This window comes from Streptomyces sp. NPDC034670 (assembly GCF_055574875.1).
Genome location: NZ_JBVITR010000011.1, coordinates 59,384 through 80,279 on the forward strand (window position 1 = coordinate 59,384; position 20,896 = coordinate 80,279).

Consider the following 20,896-nt stretch of genomic DNA (forward strand, 5'->3'; position numbering starts at 1 on the left):
TTTTGTCATACCGTTGGCCGGTTGGTGCCGCGTCACTGTCCGACCAGGCCCGGCTGCAGTCCCTTGGTGTACAGCACGGTGCCGTCCTGCTCCCGCAGCCGCACCGTCAGCACGCCGCTGTCGCCGTCGATGTCGACCTCGCCGAAGAACTGGTAGCCGCCCGCCGGTGAGACGTTGGACGCGGTGGGCGCCTTCACGAACACCCGCTCCGGACCGAAGGTGCCGTCGAGCGCGCTGGCCGGGAAGGCGCCCGCGTTCAGCGGGCCGGAGACGAACTCCCAGAACGGCTCGAAGTCGCCGAACGCGGCCCGCGAGGGCTGGTAGTGCTGGGCCGAGGTGTGGTGCACGTCGGCCGTCAGCCACACCGTGCCGGTGATCCGCCGGTGCTTGACGAACCGCAGCAGTTCCGCGATCTGCAGCTCCCGCCCCAGCGGCGCCCCGGGGTCGCCCTGGGCCACCGCCTCGACGTTCTGCCGTCCCTCGGTGGTGTCGGGCACCACGAGACCGATCGGCATGTCGGCGGCGATCACCTTCCACACCGCCCGCGACCGCGCCAGTTCCCGCTTGAGCCACTCCAGTTGCTCGCGCCCGAGGATGCCCTGCGGGTCGGCGGTCTGGTCACCGGGGGAGTTGGCGCCCCGGTGCGTCCGCATGTCCAGCACGAACACGTCGAGCAGCGGTCCCTGCCGCAGGACCCGGTAGATCCGCCCCTCCCGGGCGCCCGGCCGCAGCGTGGACACCGGGAAGTACTCGCCGAACGCGCGCCGCGCCCGGGCCGCCAGCACGTCGACGCTCTTCTCCGTGTACCGGGCGTCGGTGTCCGCGATCCGCTGGCCGGGGTACCAGTTGTTGCGCACCTCGTGGTCGTCCCACTGCACGACGGACGGCACCCGGGCGTTGAACCGGCGCAGGTTCTCGTCGAGCAGGTTGTAGCGGAAGTTGCCCCGGAACTCGGCGAGGGTCTCGGCGACCTTGGCCTTCTCCTCGGTGGTGACGTTGCGCCAGGTGCCGCCGTCCGGCAGGGCGGCGGTGGCGGCGAGGGGGCCGTCGGCGTAGACGGTGTCGCCGCTGAACAGGAAGAAGTCCGGGTCGAGCCGTGCCATCGCGTCGAAGATGCGGTAGCCGCCGAGGTCGGGGTTGATGCCCCAGCCCTGCCCGGCCAGGTCGCCCGACCACACGAACCGCACGCCGTCGCGCCGCCTCGCCGGCACCGTGCGGAACGTGCCGGTGACCGGCTGTCCGGTGCGGCGCGGGTCGTCGGGGTCGGCGAGCAGCACGCGGTAGTGGATCTGCTCGCCGGGCGGCAGCCCGTGCAGCCGGGTGGTGCCGGTGAAGTCCGTGCCCGGGCCGAGCAGCGGGCCGTGCCACCTGCGCGGACGGCGGAACGACTCGGTCGCCGACGTCTCGACGATCATCCGGGCCGGACGGTCGGAACGCACCCACACCAGCCCGGAGTCACGGGTCACGTCGCCCGTCTGCACGCCCCAGGCGGCCTGCGGGCGACCGGACCGGGCGAAGGCGGGCGCCGCGCCGAGCACGGTGGGCAGGGCCAGGGCGGCCGGGGCCGCGAGGGAGCCGCGCAGGACCGCGCGGCGGCCGGGGAGCGGACGGTGGGACATGGATGCGCCTCCGGGGACGGGATCCGGTCAGTGTGTGCTGCCACACCTACGCGGGCGACGCGGCCCGCACGCGAACCCCGGGTGAACACCCGGTCGTGGGAGCGGGGAGCCGCCGCGCGGGTGCCGGTGCGAGGGCGGCGGGCGGGAGCGGCTGCCGGGCCCGGGAGGCGGAGCCGTCCCCGGCGGCGGTGCGCGCGGCGCGCTCCGGCCGCCTCCTGGAGCCGCCGTGCGGCCTTCAGCGGCTGCCGTCGAGGAGGACGCGCGCGACCAGCGCCGGGTCGTCGTTCATCGGGACGTGGCCGCAGCCGGGCAGCCGGACCAGCCGGGCCCGGGGGACGACCTGCTTGGCGCGGACGCCCTGCCGGGGGACGAGCAGCCGGTCCCGGGCGCCCCAGGCGATGGTCACGGGGAGGTCGGGCACGTCGTCGGTGAACCGCACGGCGGCGCCCGCGCGGAGGGTCTCGGCGAAGCCGGCGGCACCGGCGAGCGCGAGCGTCTCGGCGACCACGGCCTCGGGCGAACGCCGTCCCGGACGGGCGTAGATGGCGCTGGTCAGCGCCGCCCGGCCGGCTGCCGAGCGGGCGAGGCGCCGGACCAGCGACAGCGGCATCCGCTCCGCGACCCGCCGCATGCCGAGCAGCACCGCGAAGGCGTACCGGCGCTCGGCCGGGGTCCAGAAACCGGCCGGGGACAGCGCGGTGACGGACCGTACGAGCTTCTCGCGCCCCATCTCCAGGGCCAGCAGACCGCCGAGCGAGTTGCCGGCGGCGTGCGGCCGGTCCAGTCCCAGCGCCCCGCACAGGGCGCCGAGCGCGGTGCTCATGGTCGGCAGGTCGTGGACGAGGCCGTCGGGCAGCGCCGGGGAGGCGCCGAAGCCGGGCAGGTCCACGGCGACCACCTCGCGCTCGGTCGCCAGGATGTCCACCACCGGGTCCCAGGCCTGCCGGTGGTGCCCGACGCCGTGCAGCAGGAGCAGCGGCTCGCCGCGGCCCGCGCGCGCGTAGGACAGGGTCACGGTCTGCGGGCCGAGGGGGGAGGGAACCTCGAAGGAGACGGTCGCGGACATGGGAGTGCTCCTCGTCTGGGACTCGTTCTGGGACTCGCGGGACGGGACGCCGCCCGACGTCGTGGACAGCTTGTCAGCGATTGCTACCCACGGGTAGCCCCCTGCTCCGCGCGTGTCCCGCCGGGAGGCCGCCCCGCCCGGCGCCGCGACGTCGCCGGGCGGCACCCGGCCCGCCGCCCGGTGGCCTGACGTCCGCGCACCGGGGCCCCGGCCGCGGCGGGAGACCCCGCGCGCCCCGGACGCTTCGTGGCCGCGCGATCACGCCGCGCGCCGACGGGCCGGCGATTGGTATTGACCAAGGGTGGGGCGCGCCCTATCGTCGCTGACAAGTGAAACAACCTTTAATAAACAAGGGCGCTAAAACGCCGCCGGACACGGCGATCGTGGAGGACAGGGTGGGGACCACGCAGCTGGAAACGGTGCCGGAACCGAAGTACTGGCACCTCAGGACCGTGCTCAGCGAGGCGCTGGACTCGGAGTTCTCCGTGGGCGAGATCCTGCCCAACGAGCGCGACCTCGCCGCCCGTTTCGGCGTCGCCCGGGCCACGCTCCGGCAGGCGCTGGAGCAGCTCGAACTGGAGGGCAGGCTGCAGCGCCGCCGCGGCGTGGGCACGACCGTCGCGCCGCCGCGCATGGGCGTGTCCGTCGGCACGGCACAGCACGCCTGGCCGGGCGGGCCGGACGACGCCTGGCAGCCCCTCGACTGCCTGCTCGAGGTGCCGCCCGCGGCCGTCGCCGAGGCCCTGGCGACCGGCCGTGAGGAGCCCGTGCACATCGTGCGCCGCTCCCGCGTGTCGCAGGGGCAGCCCGTCGCGGCCGAGCTGCTCTACGTCCCGGCCGGCTCGGTGCCCGACCTCTCCGGCATCGACGCGCCCTCCGGCGCGCCGCGCGCGCGTGCGGTGCTGCGCGAACTGCAGCGCCTGGAACTGGAGCGGCACGAGAACGCCGTGGAGCTCGGCTCCGCCGGCGCGGACGACGCCAGGGAACTGGACCGCCTGCCGGGCGCGCCCGTCCTCGTCGTCACCACCCGCTTCGTCGTCCGGGGCGGCACCGCCGCGCTCTCCGTGGCCACCTACCGCGCGGACACCTGCCGGCTGACCTTCGGCGACTTCGGCGGCGTGGAGATCCACCACGGACCCGAGCGCGCCGCCTCCTGAGAGCCGGGCCACCCGGACCCGCCCTGTTCCCGGGCGCCACGGGGCCGGCGCACCGGCTCCTCACCGACGCGCCGTCACCGTGCCCTCCACCGCGAAGAGCTGCTCCTCCACGTGGTCCAGGGCGAGCCGCAGCGCGCCCGTCGCCACCGCCGCCTCCCCGAGGAGGGACAGGGCGACCTTCGGGGGGCGCAGGCAGTAGCGGGCCAGTTCGCGGCGCAGCGGCTCCAGGACTCCGTCCAGACCGGCGGCCCAGCCGCCGATCACCACCACTTCCGGGTCGAGGGCCAGCACCAGCGCCGCCACGTCGTGCACGAGCCGCCGGATGAAGCGGTCCACCGCCGCGAGCGCCCGCCGGTCGCCCTCGCGGGCCCGGGCGAAGACCTCGGCGACCGCCTGCTCGTCGAGCGGGTGCAGCGGCTCGTCCGTGGTGGACAGCAGCCGCTCCGGGGTCGCCTCCCGGCCCAGCAGGTGCAGCGCCCCGATCTCGCCGGCCGCCCCGCCGTACCCCCGGTGCAGGCGCCCGCCGATCAGCGAACCGGCTCCCGGGCTCAGCCCGGCCAGCACGAACACCACGTCGCCGGTCTCCTCGGCGGCGCCCTTCCAGTGCTCGGCGACGACGGCCGCGTTGGCGTCGTTCTCCACCAGCACCGGGCACTTGAAGGACCGGCGCAGGCGCTCCCCGAGGCCCAGCCCCGTCCATCCGGGCAGCGCCGTGCTCAGCCGCACCCTCCCGTCGGCCTCGACGATCCCCGGCGTGCCCACGCCCACGGCCCGCAGGGAGCCGCGCGCGACACCGGCCCGGCGCAACAACTCGGCGACGGTGGCGCGCAGTCGCTCCAGCCGCTCGTCGGCCTCCACCGTCTCGTCGACGTCCTTGGACTGGGCGCCGATCACCCGGCCGTCCAGGTCGGCCAGCAGCGCGGCCACCCGGTGCGCGCCGATCTCCAGGCCCAGCAGGTGCCCGGCCTCCGCGCGGAACCGGAACCGCCGCGCCGGCCGCCCCTGCCGCCGCGCGGCCCCCTCCTCGGCCGCCTTCTCGACGACGAGGCCCGCCTCGATGAGCCCTTCCACGACACCCTCGACGGTCGGCCGGGACAGGCCCGTCACCCGGGTGATCTCGGTCAGCGTCGCGCAGTCCGCGGCCCGCAACGCGTGCAGCACCACCGCGGAGTTGATCCTCCGCAGCAGCGAGGGGTCCCCGCCGGTCAGCCGAGCCACCGTCCGTCCTCCCAGCTCGTGCGCGTGTGGGCCGGATGGTACTCGGCACGGCGCGCCCCGGCGACCTCCGGGCGGGACCCCCGTGCTCCGCCCCGCGGCGCGGCTCATCCCGGCGCCACGAACCCCGACTCGTACGCCGCGATCACCGCCTGTGTGCGGTCGCGCGCCCCGAGCTTCGCCAGCACGGCGCTCACGTGCGACTTCACCGTCTCCGTGCCCACCACCAGCCGGGCGGCGATCTCCGCGTTCGACAGCCCCCGGGCCATCAGCCGCAGCACCTCCGCCTCGCGCTCGGTCAGCCGCGCCCGCTCCAGCACGTCCCGCGCCGCGCGGTTGCCGCCCTCGTCGCCGTACTCGGCCGCGAGCCGGCGCACCGAGGCGGGGAACAGCAGCGACTCGCCCTCGGCGACCAGCCGCACCGCGTGCACGATCTCCGCCGGCCGCGCCCGCTTCAGCAGGAACCCGTCGGCCCCGGCGCGCAGCGCCTCGTACACGTACTCGTCGTTCTCGAACGTCGTCACCACGAGGATCTTCGGCGGCTCCCCGACCGTCCGCAGCAGCGCGCGCGTGGCCTCGATCCCGTCCAGCAGCGGCATGCGCACGTCCATGGCGACCACGTCCGGCCGCAGCTTCCGCACCAGCGGGATCACCGCCGCCCCGTCGGCCGCCTCCCCGACCACCTCGATGTCGGGCTGCGCTTCCAGAACGGCGCGCAACCCCGCGCGCACGAGGGGCTCGTCGTCGACGAGCAGGACGGTGACCGGCATCCGGCCAGCCTAGATCAACCCATCTCGGCCCCGGTCAGCGGCAGTTCGACCCGCACCGCCCAGTCGCCCCCGTCCGGTCCGGTCCGCGCGCGGCCCCCGAGGAGCGCGGCGCGCTCCCGTATGCCGCGCAGCCCGCTGCCGCGCCCGGGGCCGGGCACCTCCCCGGGCAGCGGGTTGCGGACCTCCAGGAGCAGGGTGGCGTCGGCGACGCGGATCCGGACCCGCACGGGGACCGGCCCCGCGTGCCGCAGCGCGTTGGTCAGCGCCTCCTGGAGGATGCGGTAGCCCTCGCGGGAGACCGGGCCGGGCACGGCGCCCACCGGGCCGGTCACCTCGGAGTCGACCTTCGTCCCGGAGGCCCGGGCGGACTCCAGCAGGCGGTCCGCGTCCGCCAGCGTGGGCCGACTGCTCACGGGTTGCTGCGCCTCGCGCAGGACGCCGAGGACCCGCTCCAGGTCCTCCAGGGCGGCCCGGCCGGTCTCCTCGACGGCGGCCAGCGCCCGGTCGGTGAAGGCGGGGTCGCCCGCCGTCCGCGCGGCGCCGGCCTGCACGACGGCGACCGTCAGGGCGTGGCCGATGGAGTCGTGCAGCTCGCGCGCGATGCGGGTGCGCTCCAGGAGCTGTTCGGTCCGGACCTCCAGGGCGGCCAGGCGCTCGGCGGGGGAGGGGCCGAGCAGACGGCGCGCGACGGCGGTGACCAGTTCCCCGAGCCCCACCACCACCCCGTACAGCAGGACCAGGAAGACCGGGATCAGCAGCGCGTAGGCCCAGTGCGGCGACGCGTCCTCCAGCAGGGGGATGCCCCCCGGCGCGTGTCCCGCGGCCATCTCGCCCGAGCCGTAGGCCAGGAGCGGCAGCCAGGTGGTGAGGACCCCCGTCACCATCGCCAGCCCCACCCGTGCCGCCAGCCACAGCACGGTCCGCCACCGGTCCCGCCAGGTCGCCGACGGCTCCTCGGAGAACTCCGCCCCCCGCTCGTCACCCGCCAGCAGCAGCCGGGCCTGTATCCCCTCGCCCCTGCGCACCGCCGGGACCAGCCCCAGCGGGATCAGCACGAGCAGGGGCGCCCACGGTACCGCCGGGTAGATGAAGATCCAGATGCTGAACGGCAGCGCGGTCACCCACAGGTGCAGGATGCGGGTGTACGTCACCCCGCGCAGGAGCGGACGCAGGACGGTGGTCATCGCGTCATCCTGTCAGCCGCCGCCGGCGCCCGGCCTCCCCCGCACGGGGGAGAGTCTCTCCCCGCCCGGGGGAGGTGCCGGCTCCCGGTCCGCGGCCACGCTGGTGCCCATGACCAGCATCGACGTCCAGAACCTCACCAAGGAGTACGGCACCCGGCGGGCCGTCGACGACCTCACCTTCCGCGTCCTGCCCGGCCGGGTCACCGGCTTCCTCGGCCCCAACGGCGCCGGCAAGTCCACCACCCTGCGCCTGGTGCTCGGCCTCGACCGCCCGACCTCCGGCTCCGCCACCGTCGGCGGACGTGCCTACGCCACCCTCCCCGAGCCCCTGCGCCGGGTCGGCGCCCTGCTCGACGCGCAGGCCGCGCACGGCTCCCGCACCGGCCGCGACCACCTGCGCGTCCTGGCGGCGAGCAACCGCCTCCCGGACCGCCGGGTCGACGAGGTGCTGGAGGAGACCGGCCTGGGCGCGGCGGGCCGCCGCCGGGTGCGGACGTACTCCCTGGGCATGCGCCAGCGGCTGGGCATCGCCGCCGCGCTGCTCGGCGACCCGGAGGTGGTCGTGCTCGACGAGCCCTCCAACGGCCTGGACCCGGAGGGCATCGTGTGGATCCGCACCCTGCTGCGCCGCCTCGCGGACGAGGGACGGACCGTCCTGGTCTCCAGCCACCTGATGAACGAGACCGCCTCCTTCGCCGACCACCTCGTCGTCCTCGGACGGGGCCGGCTGCTGGCCGACACCCCGGTGCGGGAGTTCATCCGCGCACGCGTGCGGCCCGCCGTCCGCGTCCGCACCTGCGACCCCACCGCCCTCAAGGAGGCGCTCGCCCGGGAGGGCCACGCCATGGTGGAGCACCCGGACGGGCACTGGACCGTGCCGGACGCGCGGGTGGACGACATCGGACGCCTCGCCTCCGCCGCGGGGGTGCCGATCCTCGAACTCGCGGCGGACGAGGGCACGCTGGAACAGGCCTATCTGGACCTGACCGCGGCCGAGACCGAGTTCGCCGCACAGCGCCAGGAGGCCTGACCATGCAGTTCGCCCCCGTCCTCCGGTCCGAGTGGCTGAAGATCCGCACGCTCCGCGCGCTCCCCGGAACCCTCCTGGCGCTGTTCGCCGTGACCACGGCGTTCTCCGCGCTCGCCGGCGTCTCAAAGACGCCGGACGACTTCGACCCGCTGTACATCTCCCTGTCCGGCGTCATGCTGGGCCAGATCGCCGCGATCTCCTTCGGCACCATGGCCGTGTCGTCGGAGTTCCAGGGCGGCGCCCTGCGGGTCTCGCTGGCGGCGGTCCCGCGGCGCGGCCACTGGTTCGCCGCCAAGGTGGTGGCGATCGCCGTACCGGCGTTCGTCGCCGGGCTGCTGACCGCCCTCGCCGCGCTCCTCGCGGCCCGCACGGGGCTGGGTTCCCTGGCGGACGGCCTCACCGGGGGCGAGCAGGTGCGCGGGGTCGTGGGCTGCGGCGTCTACCTCATGCTGATGGCGCTGTTCGCCGCGGGCCTCACGACGCTGCTGCGCAGCGGCGTGGCCACGCTGTCCGTGCTGATCCCGTTCATCGTCGTCGTGTCCTTCGTGATCGGCGACGCGGCCGGCCCCGTCGTCGACTTCCTGCCCGACCGGGCCGGACAGCTGGTCCTCCAGCGGACCCACGAGGGCCCGCTGGGTCCCTGGTCGGGGCTCGCGGTGACCGCGCTGTGGACGGCCGCCGCGCTGCTGGCGGGTGCGTGGAGCCTGCGCCGCCGGGACGCCTGACCGGGAGCCGGACGCCGGCTGCGGGGGCCGGGCCGCCGCGCGACGGTGCCGGGGACCGGCCGCGGCCTGCGAGGCGCCGGCTCCCGGATCCCGCGGACGGCCCTCGGACCCCGCGGACGGTCCTCGGAGACCCCGCGAGTGGTCCCCGAAGCCCGCGCACGGCTCCTGAACCCCGCGCACGGCCCGCCGGGATCGGCGGAGAGGGGAGGGCGCTCGGGCCGCGGGCCCGGCGCGCCGCCCGCGCGCACGGTCCGGCGCCTACCGCTCCGCGGCCTCCCGCAGCCGTGCGAACTCCTCGGCCAGGGCCGCTGGCGTCCAGTGCGCGTTCAGCCCGCTGGGGTTGGGCAGCACCCACACCCGCGTGCCGCCGATCGTCCGCTCCTGGGGTCCCACCTTCGCCCCGCGGTCGTCGAACGCGGTCCGGTACGCGGTGACCCCCAGGACCGCCAGCCACCGCGGGCGGAGCCGGGCCACCTTCAGGGCGAGCAGCCGTCCGCCCTCCCGGTACTCCTCGGCGCTCAGCTCATCGGCCCGCGCGGTCGCCCGCGCCACCACGTTGGTGATGCCGAGCCCGTGGGACAGCAGTTCCTCCTGCTCCGCCGGCTTCAGCGGCCTCGGGGTGAAGCCGGAGCGGTGCAGCGCCGGCCAGAAGCGGTTGCCGGGGCGGGCGAAGTGGTGGCCCGTCGCGGCCGTCATCAGGCCCGGGTTGATGCCGCAGAACAGCACGTGCAGGCCGTCCGCGACCACGTCCGGCACCAGACGGTCGCGGGCGGCCTCCAGTTCCTCCTGGGTGAAGCGCCTCAGAGGATCGCCCCCGGCGTGTAACCGGCGGCCTCCGGGTGCTGCTTCACGATCTCGTCGACGCGGCCGACGACGGCGGCGACCTGGTCGCCCGCCGCGCCCGTGAAGGACAGCTTGTCCGCCATCAGCGCCTGGAGCTCGTCCCGGCCGAGCGGCAGCCGCTCGTCGGCGGCGAGCTTGTCGAGGAGGTCGTTGCGCTCGGCGCCCCGCTCGCGCATCGCCAGGGCCGTGGCGACGGCGTTCTCCTTGATCGCCTCGTGCGCGACCTCGCGGCCGACCCCCGCGCGCACCGCGCCCATCAGCACCTTGGTGGTGGCCAGGAACGGCAGGTAGCGGTCCAGCTCCCGGGCCACGACCGCCGGGAAGGCGCCGAACTCGTCGAGCACCGTCAGGAACGTCTCCAGCAGGCCGTCGAGCGCGAAGAACGCGTCCGGCAGCGCGACCCGGCGCACCACCGAGCAGGACACGTCGCCCTCGTTCCACTGGTCGCCCGCCAGCTCGCCCGTCATCGACGCGTAGCCGCGCAGGACCACCATCAGGCCGTTGACGCGCTCGCAGGAGCGGGTGTTCATCTTGTGCGGCATCGCGGAGGACCCGACCTGGCCCGGCTTGAAGCCCTCGGTGACCAGCTCGTGCCCGGCCATCAGCCGGATCGTCCTCGCCAGCGACGACGGCGCGGCGGCCAGCTGCACCAGCGCGGTGACGACCTCGTAGTCCAGGGAGCGCGGGTAGACCTGGCCGACGCTCGTGAACGCCTGCGAGAAGCCCAGGTGCCCGGCGATCCGCCGCTCCAGCTCCGCCAGCTTCGCCGCGTCCCCGCCCAGCAGGTCCAGCATGTCCTGCGCCGTCCCCACCGGGCCCTTGATGCCGCGCAGCGGGTAGCGGCCCAGCAGCTCCTCCACCCGGCCGTACGCGACGAGCAGTTCGTCGGCGGCGGTGGCGAACCGCTTGCCGAGGGTGGTGGCCTGCGCGGCCACGTTGTGCGAGCGTCCGGCCACGACCAGTTCGCCGTACTCGCCGGCCAGCTTCCCCAGCCGGGCCAGCACGGCCACGGTGCGGTCGCGCACCAGCTCCAGCGAGAGCCGGATCTGCAGCTGCTCGACGTTCTCGGTGAGGTCGCGCGAGGTCATCCCCTTGTGCACGTGCTCGTGCCCGGCGAGGTCGTTGAACTCCTCGATCCGCGCCTTCACGTCGTGCCGCGTGACCTTCTCGCGCTCGGCGATCGAGGCCAGGTCGACCTGGTCGAGGACCCGCTCGTAGTCGGCGATCGCCGCGTCCGGCACCTCGATCCCGAGGTCCTTCTGGGCCTGCAGCACGGCGAGCCAGAGCCGGCGCTCCAGCCTCACCTTCTGCTCGGGGGACCAGAGCGTGGCGAGCTCGGCGGAGGCGTAGCGTCCGGCGAGGACGTTCGGGATACGGGGCTTGGCGGGCGCAGCAGTCACGTGTACGGAGTCTACTGGCGGTTCGTGCAGGCCGGCGCCACCGGGTGGTTCGTCGGAAGCTCCAGGCGGCCCGGCCGGGAACCGGGACCGCTACCGGTCCCCGTACGGCAGCAGTTCGGGCCGCTTGGGCGGCCGGCCGTCGCCCGAGGAGCGGCCGGTGAGCCGGCGGCCGATCCACGGCAGCAGGTGCTGCCGGGCGAACCGGACGTCCTCGATCCGCCGGGCCGCCCAGCGCGGCGGCAGCGTCGCCTCCGGGGGCAGGTGCCACTCGGGGTCCTCGGGCGGGTAGCCGAGCGTCTGCCACACCGCCTCCGCCACCCTGCGGTGGCCCTCCGCGGTCAGGTGCAGCCGGTCCACGTCCCACAGCCGGGGGTCGGCGAGCGAGGGCGCCCCGTACAGGTCGACGACCAGCGCGCCGTGCCGTTCGGCGAGGTCGTCGACACAGGCGAACAGGGCCTCCATGCGCGGCCGGAAGCGCTCCAGGACCGGGCCCTGGCGGCCCGGGCTGCGCATCAGCACCAGCTGCTTGCAGTTGGGGGCGAGCCGCTCCACGGCCTCGGTCAGCAGGTCCCGTACCCGGCCCATGTCGCACTTGGGCCGCAGGGTGTCGTTGAGCCCGCCGACCAGGGTGATCACGTCGGGGCTCATGGCCGCCGCCGCGTCCACCTGCTCGTCGACGATCTGTTGGATCAGCTTGCCGCGCACCGCGAGATTGGCGTAGCGGAAACCGGGTGTGACGGCCGCCATCCGGGCGGCCAGGAGGTCCGCCCAGCCCCGGTAGGTCCCGTCGGGCAGGAGGTCCGACATGCCCTCGGTGAAGGAGTCGCCGACCGCGACCAGGCTGGTGTGGGTGGGGTTCGTCTGCATGGCGACAGGAATGCTATCCCGTGCACATACCCGCCGGTCGGTCGGCTTCCCCTCCGCCCGGATCCCTCAGGCGCGCTGCCCGAACAGCTCCCGCAGGACGTCCTCCATCGTGACCAGCCCGGCCAGCCGCCCGTCCGCCCCGAGCACGGCCGCCAGGTGCGTCCGGCTGCCCCGCATCGCCGTCAGGACGTCGTCCAGCGGCGTGCTCTCCCGCACCCGTGCGACGGGCCGCATGTCCCGCGTCCGGAACGGCAGATTCCGCGAGGAGGCGTCCAGGGCGTCCTTCACGTGGAGGTAGCCGACGATCCGCCGCCCCTCGTCCACCACGGGGAAGCGGGAGAACCCGGACCGGACCGACAGCTCCTCCACCTGCTCGGGCGTGATCCCCACGTGTGCGTAGACCAGGCGCTCCAGGGGCAGCACCACGTCCCGCACCGGACGGCGGCCCAGCTCCAGCGCGTCGTGCAGGCGCTCCCGCGCGCGGTCGTCGATCAGGCCGGCCTCGCCGGAGTCCTTCACGAACTGGGCCAGCTCGGCGTCCGAGAAGGACGCGGTGACCTCGTTGCGCGCCTCGACCCGCAACAGCCTCAGCAGGGCGTTGGCGAAGGCGTTGACCGTGAAGATCACCGGACGCAGCGCCCGGGACAGCGCCACCAGGGGCGGGCCCAGCAGCAGCGCGCTGCGCACCGGCTCGGCGAGCGCGACGTTCTTCGGCACCATCTCGCCGAGCAGCATGTGCAGGTACGTCGCGAGCGCCAGCGCGATCACGAAGGACACCGCGTGCCCCGCCCCCGGGGGGACGCCCACCGCGTGGAACACCGGTTCCAGCAGGTGCGCGATGGCCGGCTCGGCGACGACGCCGAGGACCAGGGTGCACAGGGTGATGCCGAGCTGCGCGGCCGCCATCAGCGCGGACACGTGCTCCAGCCCCCACAGCACGCTCCTGGCACGCCGGTCCCCCTGATCGGCGTACGGCTCGACCTGGCTGCGGCGGACCGAGATCAGCGCGAACTCCGCGCCCACGAAGAAGGCGTTGGCGACGAGGGTCGCCAGGCCGATCAGCAACTGCACGACGATCATCGCCGCGCCCCCTCCCCGTCCGCCGTCCCGTCCGTCGTTCCGCCGGCCGTCCCGTCCGGCCGGGTGCGCGTCGCCGCGGGCGCCGCCCCGTCCGCCCCCGGGTCGGCGAAGTGCCGGTCCCCGGGAGGGGCGTGCAGCAGGACGCGTGCCGCGCGGTGACCGGTGGCGTCCTGGACCTCCAGCCGCCAGCCGGCGACCCGGAGGAGGTCGCCGGCGGCCGGGATGCGGCCGAGCACGGTCGCCACGAGCCCGGCGAGGGTCTCGTAGGGCCCCTCCGGCGCGCGCAGGCCGACCCGGGCGAGCTGGTCCAGGCGGGCGGAGCCGTCGGCGGAGAAGAGCGGGCGGCCGTCCTCGTCGGTGCCCGTCCGGACGAGGTCGGGAGTCTCGTGCGGATCGTGCTCGTCGCGGACCTCGCCGACGACCTCCTCGACGATGTCCTCCAGCGTGGCCACGCCGGCCGTGCCGCCGTACTCGTCGATCACCACGGCCATGGTGCGCCGCCCGGACAGCCGGTCCAGCAACCGGTCGACGGTGAGCGACCCGGGCACCAGGAGCGGTTCGCGCATCATCTCGGAGACCGGGACCCGCGCCCGGCGTTCCGCGGGCACCGCCAGCACGTCCTTGACGTGCGCGGTCCCGACCACCGAGTCGAGGGTGTCGCGGTAGACGGGGAACCGCGACAGCCCGGTCGCCCGGGTCACGTTCGCCACGTCCTCGCAGGTCGCCCGGACCTCCAGGGCGACGACCTGGACGCGCGGGGTCATCACGTTCTCCGCCGTGAGGTCGGCGAGGTTCAGCGTGCGGACGAACAGTTCGGCGGTGTCCGGCTCCAGCGCGCCCTCCTTCGCGGAGTGCCGGGCCAGCGCCGCGAGCTCCTGGGGGCTGCGTGCGGACGCCAGTTCCTCGGCGGGCTCCAGACCGATGCGGCGCACGATGCGGTTGGCCGTGCCGTTCAGGTGGGTGATGAACGGCCGGAAGACGGCGCTGAACCAGCGCTGCGCGTTGCCCACCCGCTTGGCGACGGCCAGCGGCGACGAGATCGCCCAGTTCTTGGGCACCAGCTCGCCGACCACCATCAGGAACACGGTCGACAGGGCCGTGCCGATCACCAGCGAGAGGGAGCGCGCCGCGGGGCCGGAGACGCCGACCCCCTCCAGCGGGCCCGCGATCAGTGCCGCGATCGACGGTTCGGCGAGCATGCCGACCACCAGGTTGGTGACCGTGATGCCGAGCTGCGCCCCGGAGAGCTGGAAGGTCAGGTTCCGTACGGCTTCGAGCGCACCCGGAGCCCCGCGCTCGCCGCGCTCGGCGGCGCGCTCCAGCTCGCCGCGCTCGACCGTGGTGAGGGAGAACTCGGCCGCGACGAAGGCACCGCAGGCGAGGGAGAGCAGGATCGCCACCAGCAGGAGGAGTACTTCGGTCATCGGGTCACCCCCTCCCATGGTCGGACAGGAGGGGGACGGACGCGCGGTGTCGCGGACCGGGGGGCCCGCACAGGGGCGGGCGCGCACAACCTCTCATGGAGCACCGAGTGGCCCGGCGGGGGTAAAGAATCGCCCAAGAAGTGCCGCCGGGCCGCGGATCACCCGGTGAGCGGCTTCACCCAGCGGCGCCACTGTTCCTCCGGCGCGTACCCCGCGGCGCCCCAGGCGCGGTGCGCGGTCTCGTTGCGCCGGAGCACCATCGCGTCCGCGCGCCGCCCGCCGAGCCGTACGAACCGCTCCTCCGCGGCGGCCAGCAGGGCGGAGGCGATCCCCCGGCGCCGGTGGTCCGGGTGCACCGCCAGCCGGTACAGATGGCAGCGCCAGCCGTCGAAGCCGGCGATCACCGTGCCGACCGTCTCCCCGCCGGCCTCGGCGAGGATCAACGCCTCGGGGTCGCGGGCGACCAGCCGTTCGACGCCGGCCCGGTCGTCGCTGATGCTCGTGCCCTCCGCGGCCACCTTCCAGAAGGCCAGCACGGTGTCGAGGTCCTCGGGCGCGGCGGCCCGTACGCGCAGCTCGGTCATGGGGTGATCACAGCACGCGGGGGCGCCGGCGACGCGGAATTCCACGATGCGGACCGCGGGTGCGCGACGGCTCCCGCGGGGGCGGCCGTCTGCGGCGAAGAGCCGGACGGGCCCGTGCCGCAGCCGGCCCCGGCCCCGGGCGCGCCGGCGACCCGGTCTCCGGCCGGGCTCCCGCGCCCCCGCCCACGACGGCCCGCCCACGACGGCCCGCCCGCCCGTGCCCGCCGCCCTCCTCCGGCCGCCGGTCCGCGTCCCGCCGCCGGCACGGGTGACTCAGCGCCCGGCGTCCGCCGCGTCGGCCCCGGGGCGCCACGCGACGCCGGTGACGCAGTAGGACGGGGGCAGCTTCGGACCGTTCTCGGGCAGCAGCGTCCGCCGGTAGGGGCCGAGTTCGAACCCCGCCTCCCGCAGCGCGCCGACCGGGTCCCGGGCCAGATGGCACCCGCCGGCCAGCGGCGGCCACACCGTCCGGTCCAGCGCGCGCTGGGTGAGGGTCATGACCCGGCCGCCGCCCCGGCCGTGCTCGAAGAAGCGCAGTTCGCCGCCCGGCCGCAGCACCCGCCTGAGCTCGGCGAGCGCCCGCGGCACGTCCCGCACGCTGCACAGCACCAGGCAGACCACCGCCGCGTCGAACGCCTCGCTCCTGACCGGCAGCGCCTCCGCCACGCCCGGCGCCACGTCCACCGGCACCCGGGCGCGCAGGGCGGCCTCGACGGCCCGCCCGCGCAGCATCCGCTCCGGTTCGACGGCGACGACCTCCGAGACGGCGCCCGGGTAGTGCGCGAAGTTCAGGCCGTTGCCCGCGCCCACCTCGATCACCCGCCCGGACAGCCCGCCGAGCAGGCGCCGGCGCATCCCGGCCAGGCCCATGCGGGTCTCGGCGGCGGCACTGGCCCGGGCGTAGCAACGGGCGAACAGCGGGTGGTGCACGGGATCCCGCACCACTTTCGCGGAGCCGGCGGACATGCGGGTACCTCCCTGCTCACGGGGGCGAGGCCGGGGCCCCGGGGGGACACGGGGCCTCCCCGGGAGGGTCCTCACCACGATTCTCCCCCGCGGGGACCGCCCGCGTCCCCGCCGCCGTCAGGGTGCTTCCCGCACCAGGAACGCCTCCGCGTCCCACGTCCCGTCCAGCCGGGGCGCCAGCAGGCGCGGTGCCGCGGCCCGGAAGGCGGCGGGGGAGAGGGCCGCCGACCCGGCCGGCACCGCGCCCAGCAGCGGCGCCCCGGTCACGTCCGGCAGGTCCAGCAGGTTGCAGCGGGAGGCCAGATCGGGCTCCGCGGGCCAGCTGCCGATCACCAGGCCCGCCAGGTCGAGACCGCGCCCGCGCAGCTCACGGGCCGTCAGCTCGGTGGCGTTGAGGGTGCCGAGGCCCGCCGACGTCACCACCAGCACCGGGGCCGCCAGCAGCCCCGCCGCGTCCGCCAGCGTCCCGCCGGCCGGGTCGAACCGCACGAGCAGCCCTCCCGCGCCCTCCACCAGCACCAGATCGTGCTCGGTGGCCAGTTTGGCGGCCCGCTCGGCGATGTCGTGCGGGTGCACCGGCGCCCGGCCGGCCCGGCGGGCGGCCGTGGCCGGCGCCAGCGGATCCGGGTAGCGGGCGATCTCGCCCGCCGTCACGGCGCCGGCGAGCCGGGCGACCTCCTCGGCGTCCCCGGGCTCGCCGGGGCCCACGCCCGTCTGGGCCGCCTTCAGCACGGCCACCGACCGGCCGGCCGACAGCGCCGTCGCCGCGACCGCGGCCGTCACCACCGTCTTGCCGACCTCGGTGCCCGTGCCCGTGATCACCAGTACCGGCATGTCATCCCTCCTCCGCGGCCGCACACACCGCTCGCGCGATCAGCGCCACGTCCGCGTCGCCCGTGACGTACGGCGGCATGGTGTAGATCAGGTCCCGGAACGGCCGCAGCCACACCCCCTCGCGCACCGCGGCCCGGGTGGCCGCGTCCAGGTCCACGGCGCGGTCGAGCTGCACGACGCCGACGGCGCCCAGCACCCGCACGTCCCGGACCCCCGGCAGCTCCGCCGCCGGAGCCAGCCCGTCCCGCAGGCCCGCCTCGATGCGCTTGACCTCCGCGGCCCAGTCCTGCCCGAGCAGCAGTTCGACGGAGGCGCAGGCCACGGCCGCCGCCAGCGGATTGCCCATGAACGTCGGACCGTGCGCCAGCACCGGCACCTCGCCGCGCGCGATGCCCCGCGCCACCCGCGCGGTGCACAGCGTCGCCGCCATGGTCAGGTAACCGCCGGTCAGCGCCTTGCCCACGCACATCACGTCCGGCGTCACCGACGCGTGCTCCGCCGCGAACAGGGCGCCCGTGCGCCCGAACCCGGTCGCGATCTCGTCGAACACCAGCAGCACGTCGTGCGCGTCGCACGCCTCGCGCAGCACCCGCAGGTACGCGGGGGAGTGGAACCGCATCCCGCCCGCGCCCTGCACCACCGGCTCCACGATCACCGCGGCCAGCTCCCCGGCGTGCCGCTCGATCGTCTCCCGCAGGTGGTCGGCGTAGGCCTCCTCGTACAGGGCGGGCGGGGCGTCGGCGAACACCTGGCGCGGCAGCACCCCGGTCCACAGCTCGTGCATCCCGCCCTCGGGGTCGCACACGGACATCGGCTGCCAGGTGTCGCCGTGGTACCCGCCCCGCCAGGTCAGCAGCCGCCGTTTCCCCGGCCGGCCCAGCGAACGCCAGTACTGCAGGCACATCTTGACCGCGACCTCGACCGACACCGATCCCGAGTCGGCGAGGAAGACGTGCTCCAGGCCGTCGGGCGACACGTCGACGAGGAGCTTCGCCAGCCGGACGGCGGGCTCGTGGGTGAGCCCGCCGAACATTACGTGGCTCATCCGGCCGAGCTGGTCGCGGGCGGCCTCGTTCAGCACCGGGTGGTTGTAGCCGTGGATCGCCGACCACCAGGACGCCATCGCGTCGACCAGCTCGCCCGAGCCGTCGGCGAGCCGCAGCCGCACCCCGCTCGCCGACTCCACGACGAGCGGTTCCCGGCGGCCCGGCATGGGCCCGTACGGATGCCAGACGTGCCGCCGGTCGAGCTCCAGCAGTTCGGCGACGGAGAGCTCAGGCATTGGGCGCGAGATCCGTTCCGGCGCCCCGGCGGCGGACGGCGACCAGGTCGGTGCGCGGCTCCTCGGTCCGGCGCGCGGTCTCCTCGGCCGCACCCGCGCAGGAGCCCGCGCCCGCCGGCGCCGCACCGCACACCCCGGCGCCCTCGTGCGACCCGCAGCCACCGCCTTCGTGCGCGCCGCGGCCGCCGTCCTCGTGCGTGCCGCACCCACCGCCCGCGCGGTGTTCCGGCAGGGTCACCCGGTCGGTCCCCTCCACCTCGAACCCGGCGTCGGCGATCATCTCCAGGTCGGCCCTGCCCGCCTGGCCCTCACTGGTGAGGTAGTCGCCGAGGAAGATCGAGTTGGCCAGGTGGAGCGCGAGCGGCTGCATCGTGCGCAGGTGCACCTCACGGCCGCCCGCGATCCGCACCTCGACGTCCGGGCAGACGAACCGCACCATCGCCAGGATGCGCAGGCACCGCTGCGGGGTGAGGTGCCACTCCTCGGCGAGCGGGGTGCCCTCGAACGGGATCAGGAAGTTGACCGGGACCGAGTCCGGGTCCAGCTCGCGCAGCGCGAAGACCACGTCGACCAGGTCCTCGTCGCTCTCGCCCATGCCGGCGATCAGCCCGGAGCAGGCGGACAGGCCCGCCGCGTGCGCCCTCCGCACGGTGTCCACGCGGTCGGCGTAGGTGTGCGTGGTGGTGATATCCCCGTAGGTGGACTCGGAGGTGTTGAGGTTGTGGTTGTAGGCGTCCGCGCCCGCCTCGCGCAGCCGCTCCGCCTGGCCGTCGGAGAGCAGCCCGAGACAGGCGCACACCTCGACGCCCTCGTGCTGCTCCTTGATCGCCTTGATGGTGTCGGACACCCGGTCCACGTCGCGGTCGGTCGGACCGCGCCCGCTGGCCACCAGGCACACCCGCTTCGCGCCGCCCGCCAGTCCGGCGGCGGCGGCCTTCGACGCCTCGTCCGGCTTGAGCCAGGTGTACTTGAGGATGTCGGCCTTGGAGCCCAGCCGCTGGGAACAGTAGGAGCAGTCCTCCGGGCACAGGCCGGACTTGAGGTTGACCAGGTAGTTGAGTTTCACCCGGCGGCCGAACCAGTGCCGCCGCACCTTCCCGGCCGCGGCCACCACGTCGAGCAGGTCGTCGTCGGACGTCGCGAGGACGGCCAGTGCTTCCCCGCGGGTCGGCGTCTCGCGCCGCAGCCCCTTGTCCACCAGCGTGTTCAGCAGGTCCATGGGAGACGATCCTGTCCTACTCGGCCCGCCGGGCCAAGGAAGGTTCGTACAACAGTGGCGCTTCGAGGTGTGGGCATGGCCACACCGTGGCCCCGCGGCCGTCCCGCTAGGGTCGGTGCACCGACCGCGGAAGCACGGAGGACCCATGGCGTTCGGCTGGCTCGACGAACAGGCGGAGCTGCGCCGGCGCGCCGGACTGGTGCGGACCCTGCGCCCGCGGGCGGCCGGCGCGCCCCTCCTCGACCTGGCGAGCAACGACTACCTGGGCCTGGCCCGTCACCCCGAGGTCACCGAGGGCGCGGCACGGGCCGCGCGGACCTGGGGCGGCGGCGCGACCGGCTCACGGCTCGTCACCGGCACCACCGAGCTCCACGCCGAGCTGGAACGCGAACTGGCCGGTTTCTGCGGCTTCGAGGCGGCCCTGGTCTTCTCCTCCGGCTACGCGGCTAACCTCGCCGCGGTCACCGCGCTGGCCCCGCACGGCTCCCTGATCGTCTCCGACGCGGGCAACCACGCCTCGCTCATCGACGGCTGCCGACTGGCCCGCGGTACGGCGCAGGTCGCCGCGCACGCCGACCCCGACGCGGTGCGCAAGGCGCTGAGGGCGCACGACGGACCCGCCGTGGCGGTGTCCGACACGGTGTTCTCGGTGGACGGCGACGCCGCCCCGCTCGCCGCGCTGGCCGAGGCGTGCCGGGAGCACGGCGCGGGTCTGGTGCTCGACGACGCCCACGGCCTCGGCGTGCTGGGCGACGGCGGCCGGGGTGCCCCGCACGCGGCGGGACTCGCGGGCGCCGACGACGTCGTCGTGACGGTCACGCTGTCCAAGTCGCTCGGCAGCCAGGGCGGGGCGGTGCTCGGACCGGCCCGGGTGATCGAGCACCTGGTCAACGCGGCACGGACGTTCATCTTCGACACGGGGCTGGCCCCCGCGGCGGCGGGGGCGGCCCTCGCGGCGCTCCGGCTGCTGCGCCGCGAACCCGGGCGCGCGGCCCGGGCGGGCGAGGTGGCGCGCGAGCTGCACGCCCGGCTGACGGCCGCGGGCCTGGAGGCGGTCCGGCCGCACGCCGCGGTCGTCTCCGTGCGCGCTCCCTCCCCGGAGCAGGCCGTGCGGTGGGCGGCCGACTGCCGGGCGGCCGGTCTGTCCGTGGGCTGCTTCCGTCCTCCTTCCGTGCCCGACGGCATCTCACGGCTCAGACTGACCGCCCGCGCGGACCTGTCCGGGGCGGAGATCGAACGCGCTGTACGGGTGATCGGCGCAACGCGGCCATGAGTCGGCGTGGCACGGCCGTGCGTCGCCCGGTGGGAGGGTGATCGGTCGGATCGCCGGTCGGCCGGGTGACGAGTCGGGTCGGCCGGATCGGCCGGGTTCCGTCCGGTCCGGCCGGCCGTCCGGCGGTCAGCGGACGGCGGTCACGAACTCCGTCCAACTCCCGGGGGAGAAGAGCAGCACGGGCCCGGCCGGGGTCTTGGAGTCGCGCACGGCGAGCAGTCCGGCCCGGGGGCCGGAGGCCGGCCGGGCCGTCTCGACGCAGTTGTTCGCGCCCGTGCTGTAGCTGCTGCGCAGCCACCGCACACCGTGCAGGTCGGGAGCGGAGCGGGGGGTCCGAGGCGGTGCGGTCATCGTGCCT

At 75.5% G+C, this 20,896-nt stretch carries 20 protein-coding genes; 4 read left to right on the forward strand and 16 right to left on the reverse strand.

Annotated features, from left to right (window positions below):
* Nucleotides 1-32: 32 nt before the first annotated feature.
* Both ACZ56B_RS11000 and ACZ56B_RS11005 read right to left on the reverse strand, forming a co-directional pair.
* Entirely contained in the window at nt 33-1,619 is a 1,587-nt protein-coding gene (locus ACZ56B_RS11000; RefSeq protein WP_468788509.1) for an alkaline phosphatase D family protein, read from the reverse strand.
* Nucleotides 1,620-1,854: 235 nt separating this feature from the next.
* Nucleotides 1,855-2,685, reverse strand: coding sequence for an alpha/beta fold hydrolase (locus tag ACZ56B_RS11005; RefSeq protein WP_468788511.1), 831 nt, complete (start codon nt 2,683-2,685; stop codon nt 1,855-1,857).
* 395 nt (nt 2,686-3,080) lie between these two features.
* Between ACZ56B_RS11005 and ACZ56B_RS11010 the strand changes: the two genes are divergently transcribed.
* A complete protein-coding gene (locus ACZ56B_RS11010) occupies nt 3,081-3,842 on the forward strand; it encodes a GntR family transcriptional regulator (RefSeq protein WP_468788513.1) in 762 nt (253 codons plus the stop codon).
* A gap of 60 nt (nt 3,843-3,902) precedes the next feature.
* Here the strand turns inward: ACZ56B_RS11010 and ACZ56B_RS11015 are convergent, their stop codons facing one another.
* From ACZ56B_RS11015 to ACZ56B_RS11025, 3 genes are all read right to left on the reverse strand, one after another.
* On the reverse strand, nt 3,903-5,060 hold the full coding sequence (locus ACZ56B_RS11015) for an ROK family transcriptional regulator (RefSeq protein WP_468788515.1): 1,158 nt from the start codon (nt 5,058-5,060) through the stop codon (nt 3,903-3,905).
* Between the two features lie 104 nt (nt 5,061-5,164).
* A complete protein-coding gene (locus ACZ56B_RS11020; protein WP_468788517.1) occupies nt 5,165-5,827 on the reverse strand; it encodes a response regulator transcription factor in 663 nt (220 codons plus the stop codon).
* A 14-nt stretch (nt 5,828-5,841) separates the two neighbouring features.
* The gene (locus ACZ56B_RS11025) at nt 5,842-7,011 is read right to left on the reverse strand and encodes a sensor histidine kinase (protein ID WP_468788519.1); all 1,170 of its coding nucleotides are present in this window, start codon (nt 7,009-7,011) and stop codon (nt 5,842-5,844) included.
* A 109-nt stretch (nt 7,012-7,120) separates the two neighbouring features.
* Between ACZ56B_RS11025 and ACZ56B_RS11030 the strand changes: the two genes are divergently transcribed.
* Together ACZ56B_RS11030 and ACZ56B_RS11035 are read left to right on the forward strand one after the other, a co-directional pair.
* Nucleotides 7,121-8,041 carry an ABC transporter ATP-binding protein gene (locus tag ACZ56B_RS11030; protein ID WP_468788521.1) on the forward strand — a complete coding sequence of 307 codons (921 nt, stop codon included), beginning with the start codon at nt 7,121-7,123 and terminating at the stop codon, nt 8,039-8,041.
* A gap of 2 nt (nt 8,042-8,043) precedes the next feature.
* A complete protein-coding gene (locus tag ACZ56B_RS11035) occupies nt 8,044-8,766 on the forward strand; it encodes an ABC transporter permease (RefSeq protein WP_468788523.1) in 723 nt (240 codons plus the stop codon).
* 258 nt (nt 8,767-9,024) lie between these two features.
* On the opposite strand, the gene mug is transcribed toward ACZ56B_RS11035, so the two are convergent.
* From mug to bioB, 10 genes are all read right to left on the reverse strand, one after another.
* Complete coding sequence (gene mug / locus ACZ56B_RS11040; RefSeq protein WP_468788525.1) at nt 9,025-9,522, reverse strand: G/U mismatch-specific DNA glycosylase; 498 nt, start codon at nt 9,520-9,522, stop codon at nt 9,025-9,027.
* A gap of 44 nt (nt 9,523-9,566) precedes the next feature.
* On the reverse strand, nt 9,567-11,009 hold the full coding sequence (purB, locus tag ACZ56B_RS11045; RefSeq protein ID WP_468788527.1) for an adenylosuccinate lyase: 1,443 nt from the start codon (nt 11,007-11,009) through the stop codon (nt 9,567-9,569).
* Nucleotides 11,010-11,099: 90 nt separating this feature from the next.
* On the reverse strand, nt 11,100-11,876 hold the full coding sequence (locus ACZ56B_RS11050) for an SGNH/GDSL hydrolase family protein (protein WP_468788529.1): 777 nt from the start codon (nt 11,874-11,876) through the stop codon (nt 11,100-11,102).
* 66 nt (nt 11,877-11,942) lie between these two features.
* Nucleotides 11,943-12,956 carry a hemolysin family protein gene (locus ACZ56B_RS11055; RefSeq protein WP_468788531.1) on the reverse strand — a complete coding sequence of 338 codons (1,014 nt, stop codon included), beginning with the start codon at nt 12,954-12,956 and terminating at the stop codon, nt 11,943-11,945.
* On the reverse strand, nt 12,953-14,380 hold the full coding sequence (locus ACZ56B_RS11060; protein WP_468788533.1) for a hemolysin family protein: 1,428 nt from the start codon (nt 14,378-14,380) through the stop codon (nt 12,953-12,955). Before ACZ56B_RS11060 ends, ACZ56B_RS11055 begins: the two co-directional genes overlap by 4 nt.
* Before the next feature lie 158 nt (nt 14,381-14,538).
* Nucleotides 14,539-14,964 (reverse strand): GNAT family N-acetyltransferase, encoded by a 426-nt coding sequence (locus ACZ56B_RS11065; RefSeq protein ID WP_468788535.1) that lies wholly within the window; start codon nt 14,962-14,964, stop codon nt 14,539-14,541.
* A 273-nt stretch (nt 14,965-15,237) separates the two neighbouring features.
* Nucleotides 15,238-15,930 (reverse strand): class I SAM-dependent methyltransferase, encoded by a 693-nt coding sequence (locus ACZ56B_RS11070; RefSeq protein WP_468788537.1) that lies wholly within the window; start codon nt 15,928-15,930, stop codon nt 15,238-15,240.
* A gap of 117 nt (nt 15,931-16,047) precedes the next feature.
* A complete protein-coding gene (bioD, locus tag ACZ56B_RS11075; RefSeq protein ID WP_468788539.1) occupies nt 16,048-16,764 on the reverse strand; it encodes a dethiobiotin synthase in 717 nt (238 codons plus the stop codon).
* 1 nt (nt 16,765) lies between these two features.
* Nucleotides 16,766-18,046: an adenosylmethionine--8-amino-7-oxononanoate transaminase gene (locus tag ACZ56B_RS11080; protein WP_468788541.1), complete on the reverse strand. Its 1,281-nt coding sequence runs from the start codon at nt 18,044-18,046 to the stop codon at nt 16,766-16,768.
* Entirely contained in the window at nt 18,039-19,265 is a 1,227-nt protein-coding gene (gene bioB / locus ACZ56B_RS11085; protein ID WP_468788543.1) for a biotin synthase BioB, read from the reverse strand. The genes ACZ56B_RS11080 and bioB overlap by 8 nt, the downstream gene beginning before the upstream one ends.
* A 145-nt stretch (nt 19,266-19,410) precedes the next feature.
* Between bioB and ACZ56B_RS11090 the strand changes: the two genes are divergently transcribed.
* On the forward strand, nt 19,411-20,538 hold the full coding sequence (locus tag ACZ56B_RS11090; protein WP_468788545.1) for an 8-amino-7-oxononanoate synthase: 1,128 nt from the start codon (nt 19,411-19,413) through the stop codon (nt 20,536-20,538).
* 126 nt (nt 20,539-20,664) lie between these two features.
* Here the strand turns inward: ACZ56B_RS11090 and ACZ56B_RS11095 are convergent, their stop codons facing one another.
* Nucleotides 20,665-20,889, reverse strand: a complete 225-nt coding sequence (locus tag ACZ56B_RS11095; RefSeq protein WP_468788547.1) for a DUF397 domain-containing protein — start codon at nt 20,887-20,889, stop codon at nt 20,665-20,667.
* Nucleotides 20,890-20,896: the final 7 nt, after the last annotated feature.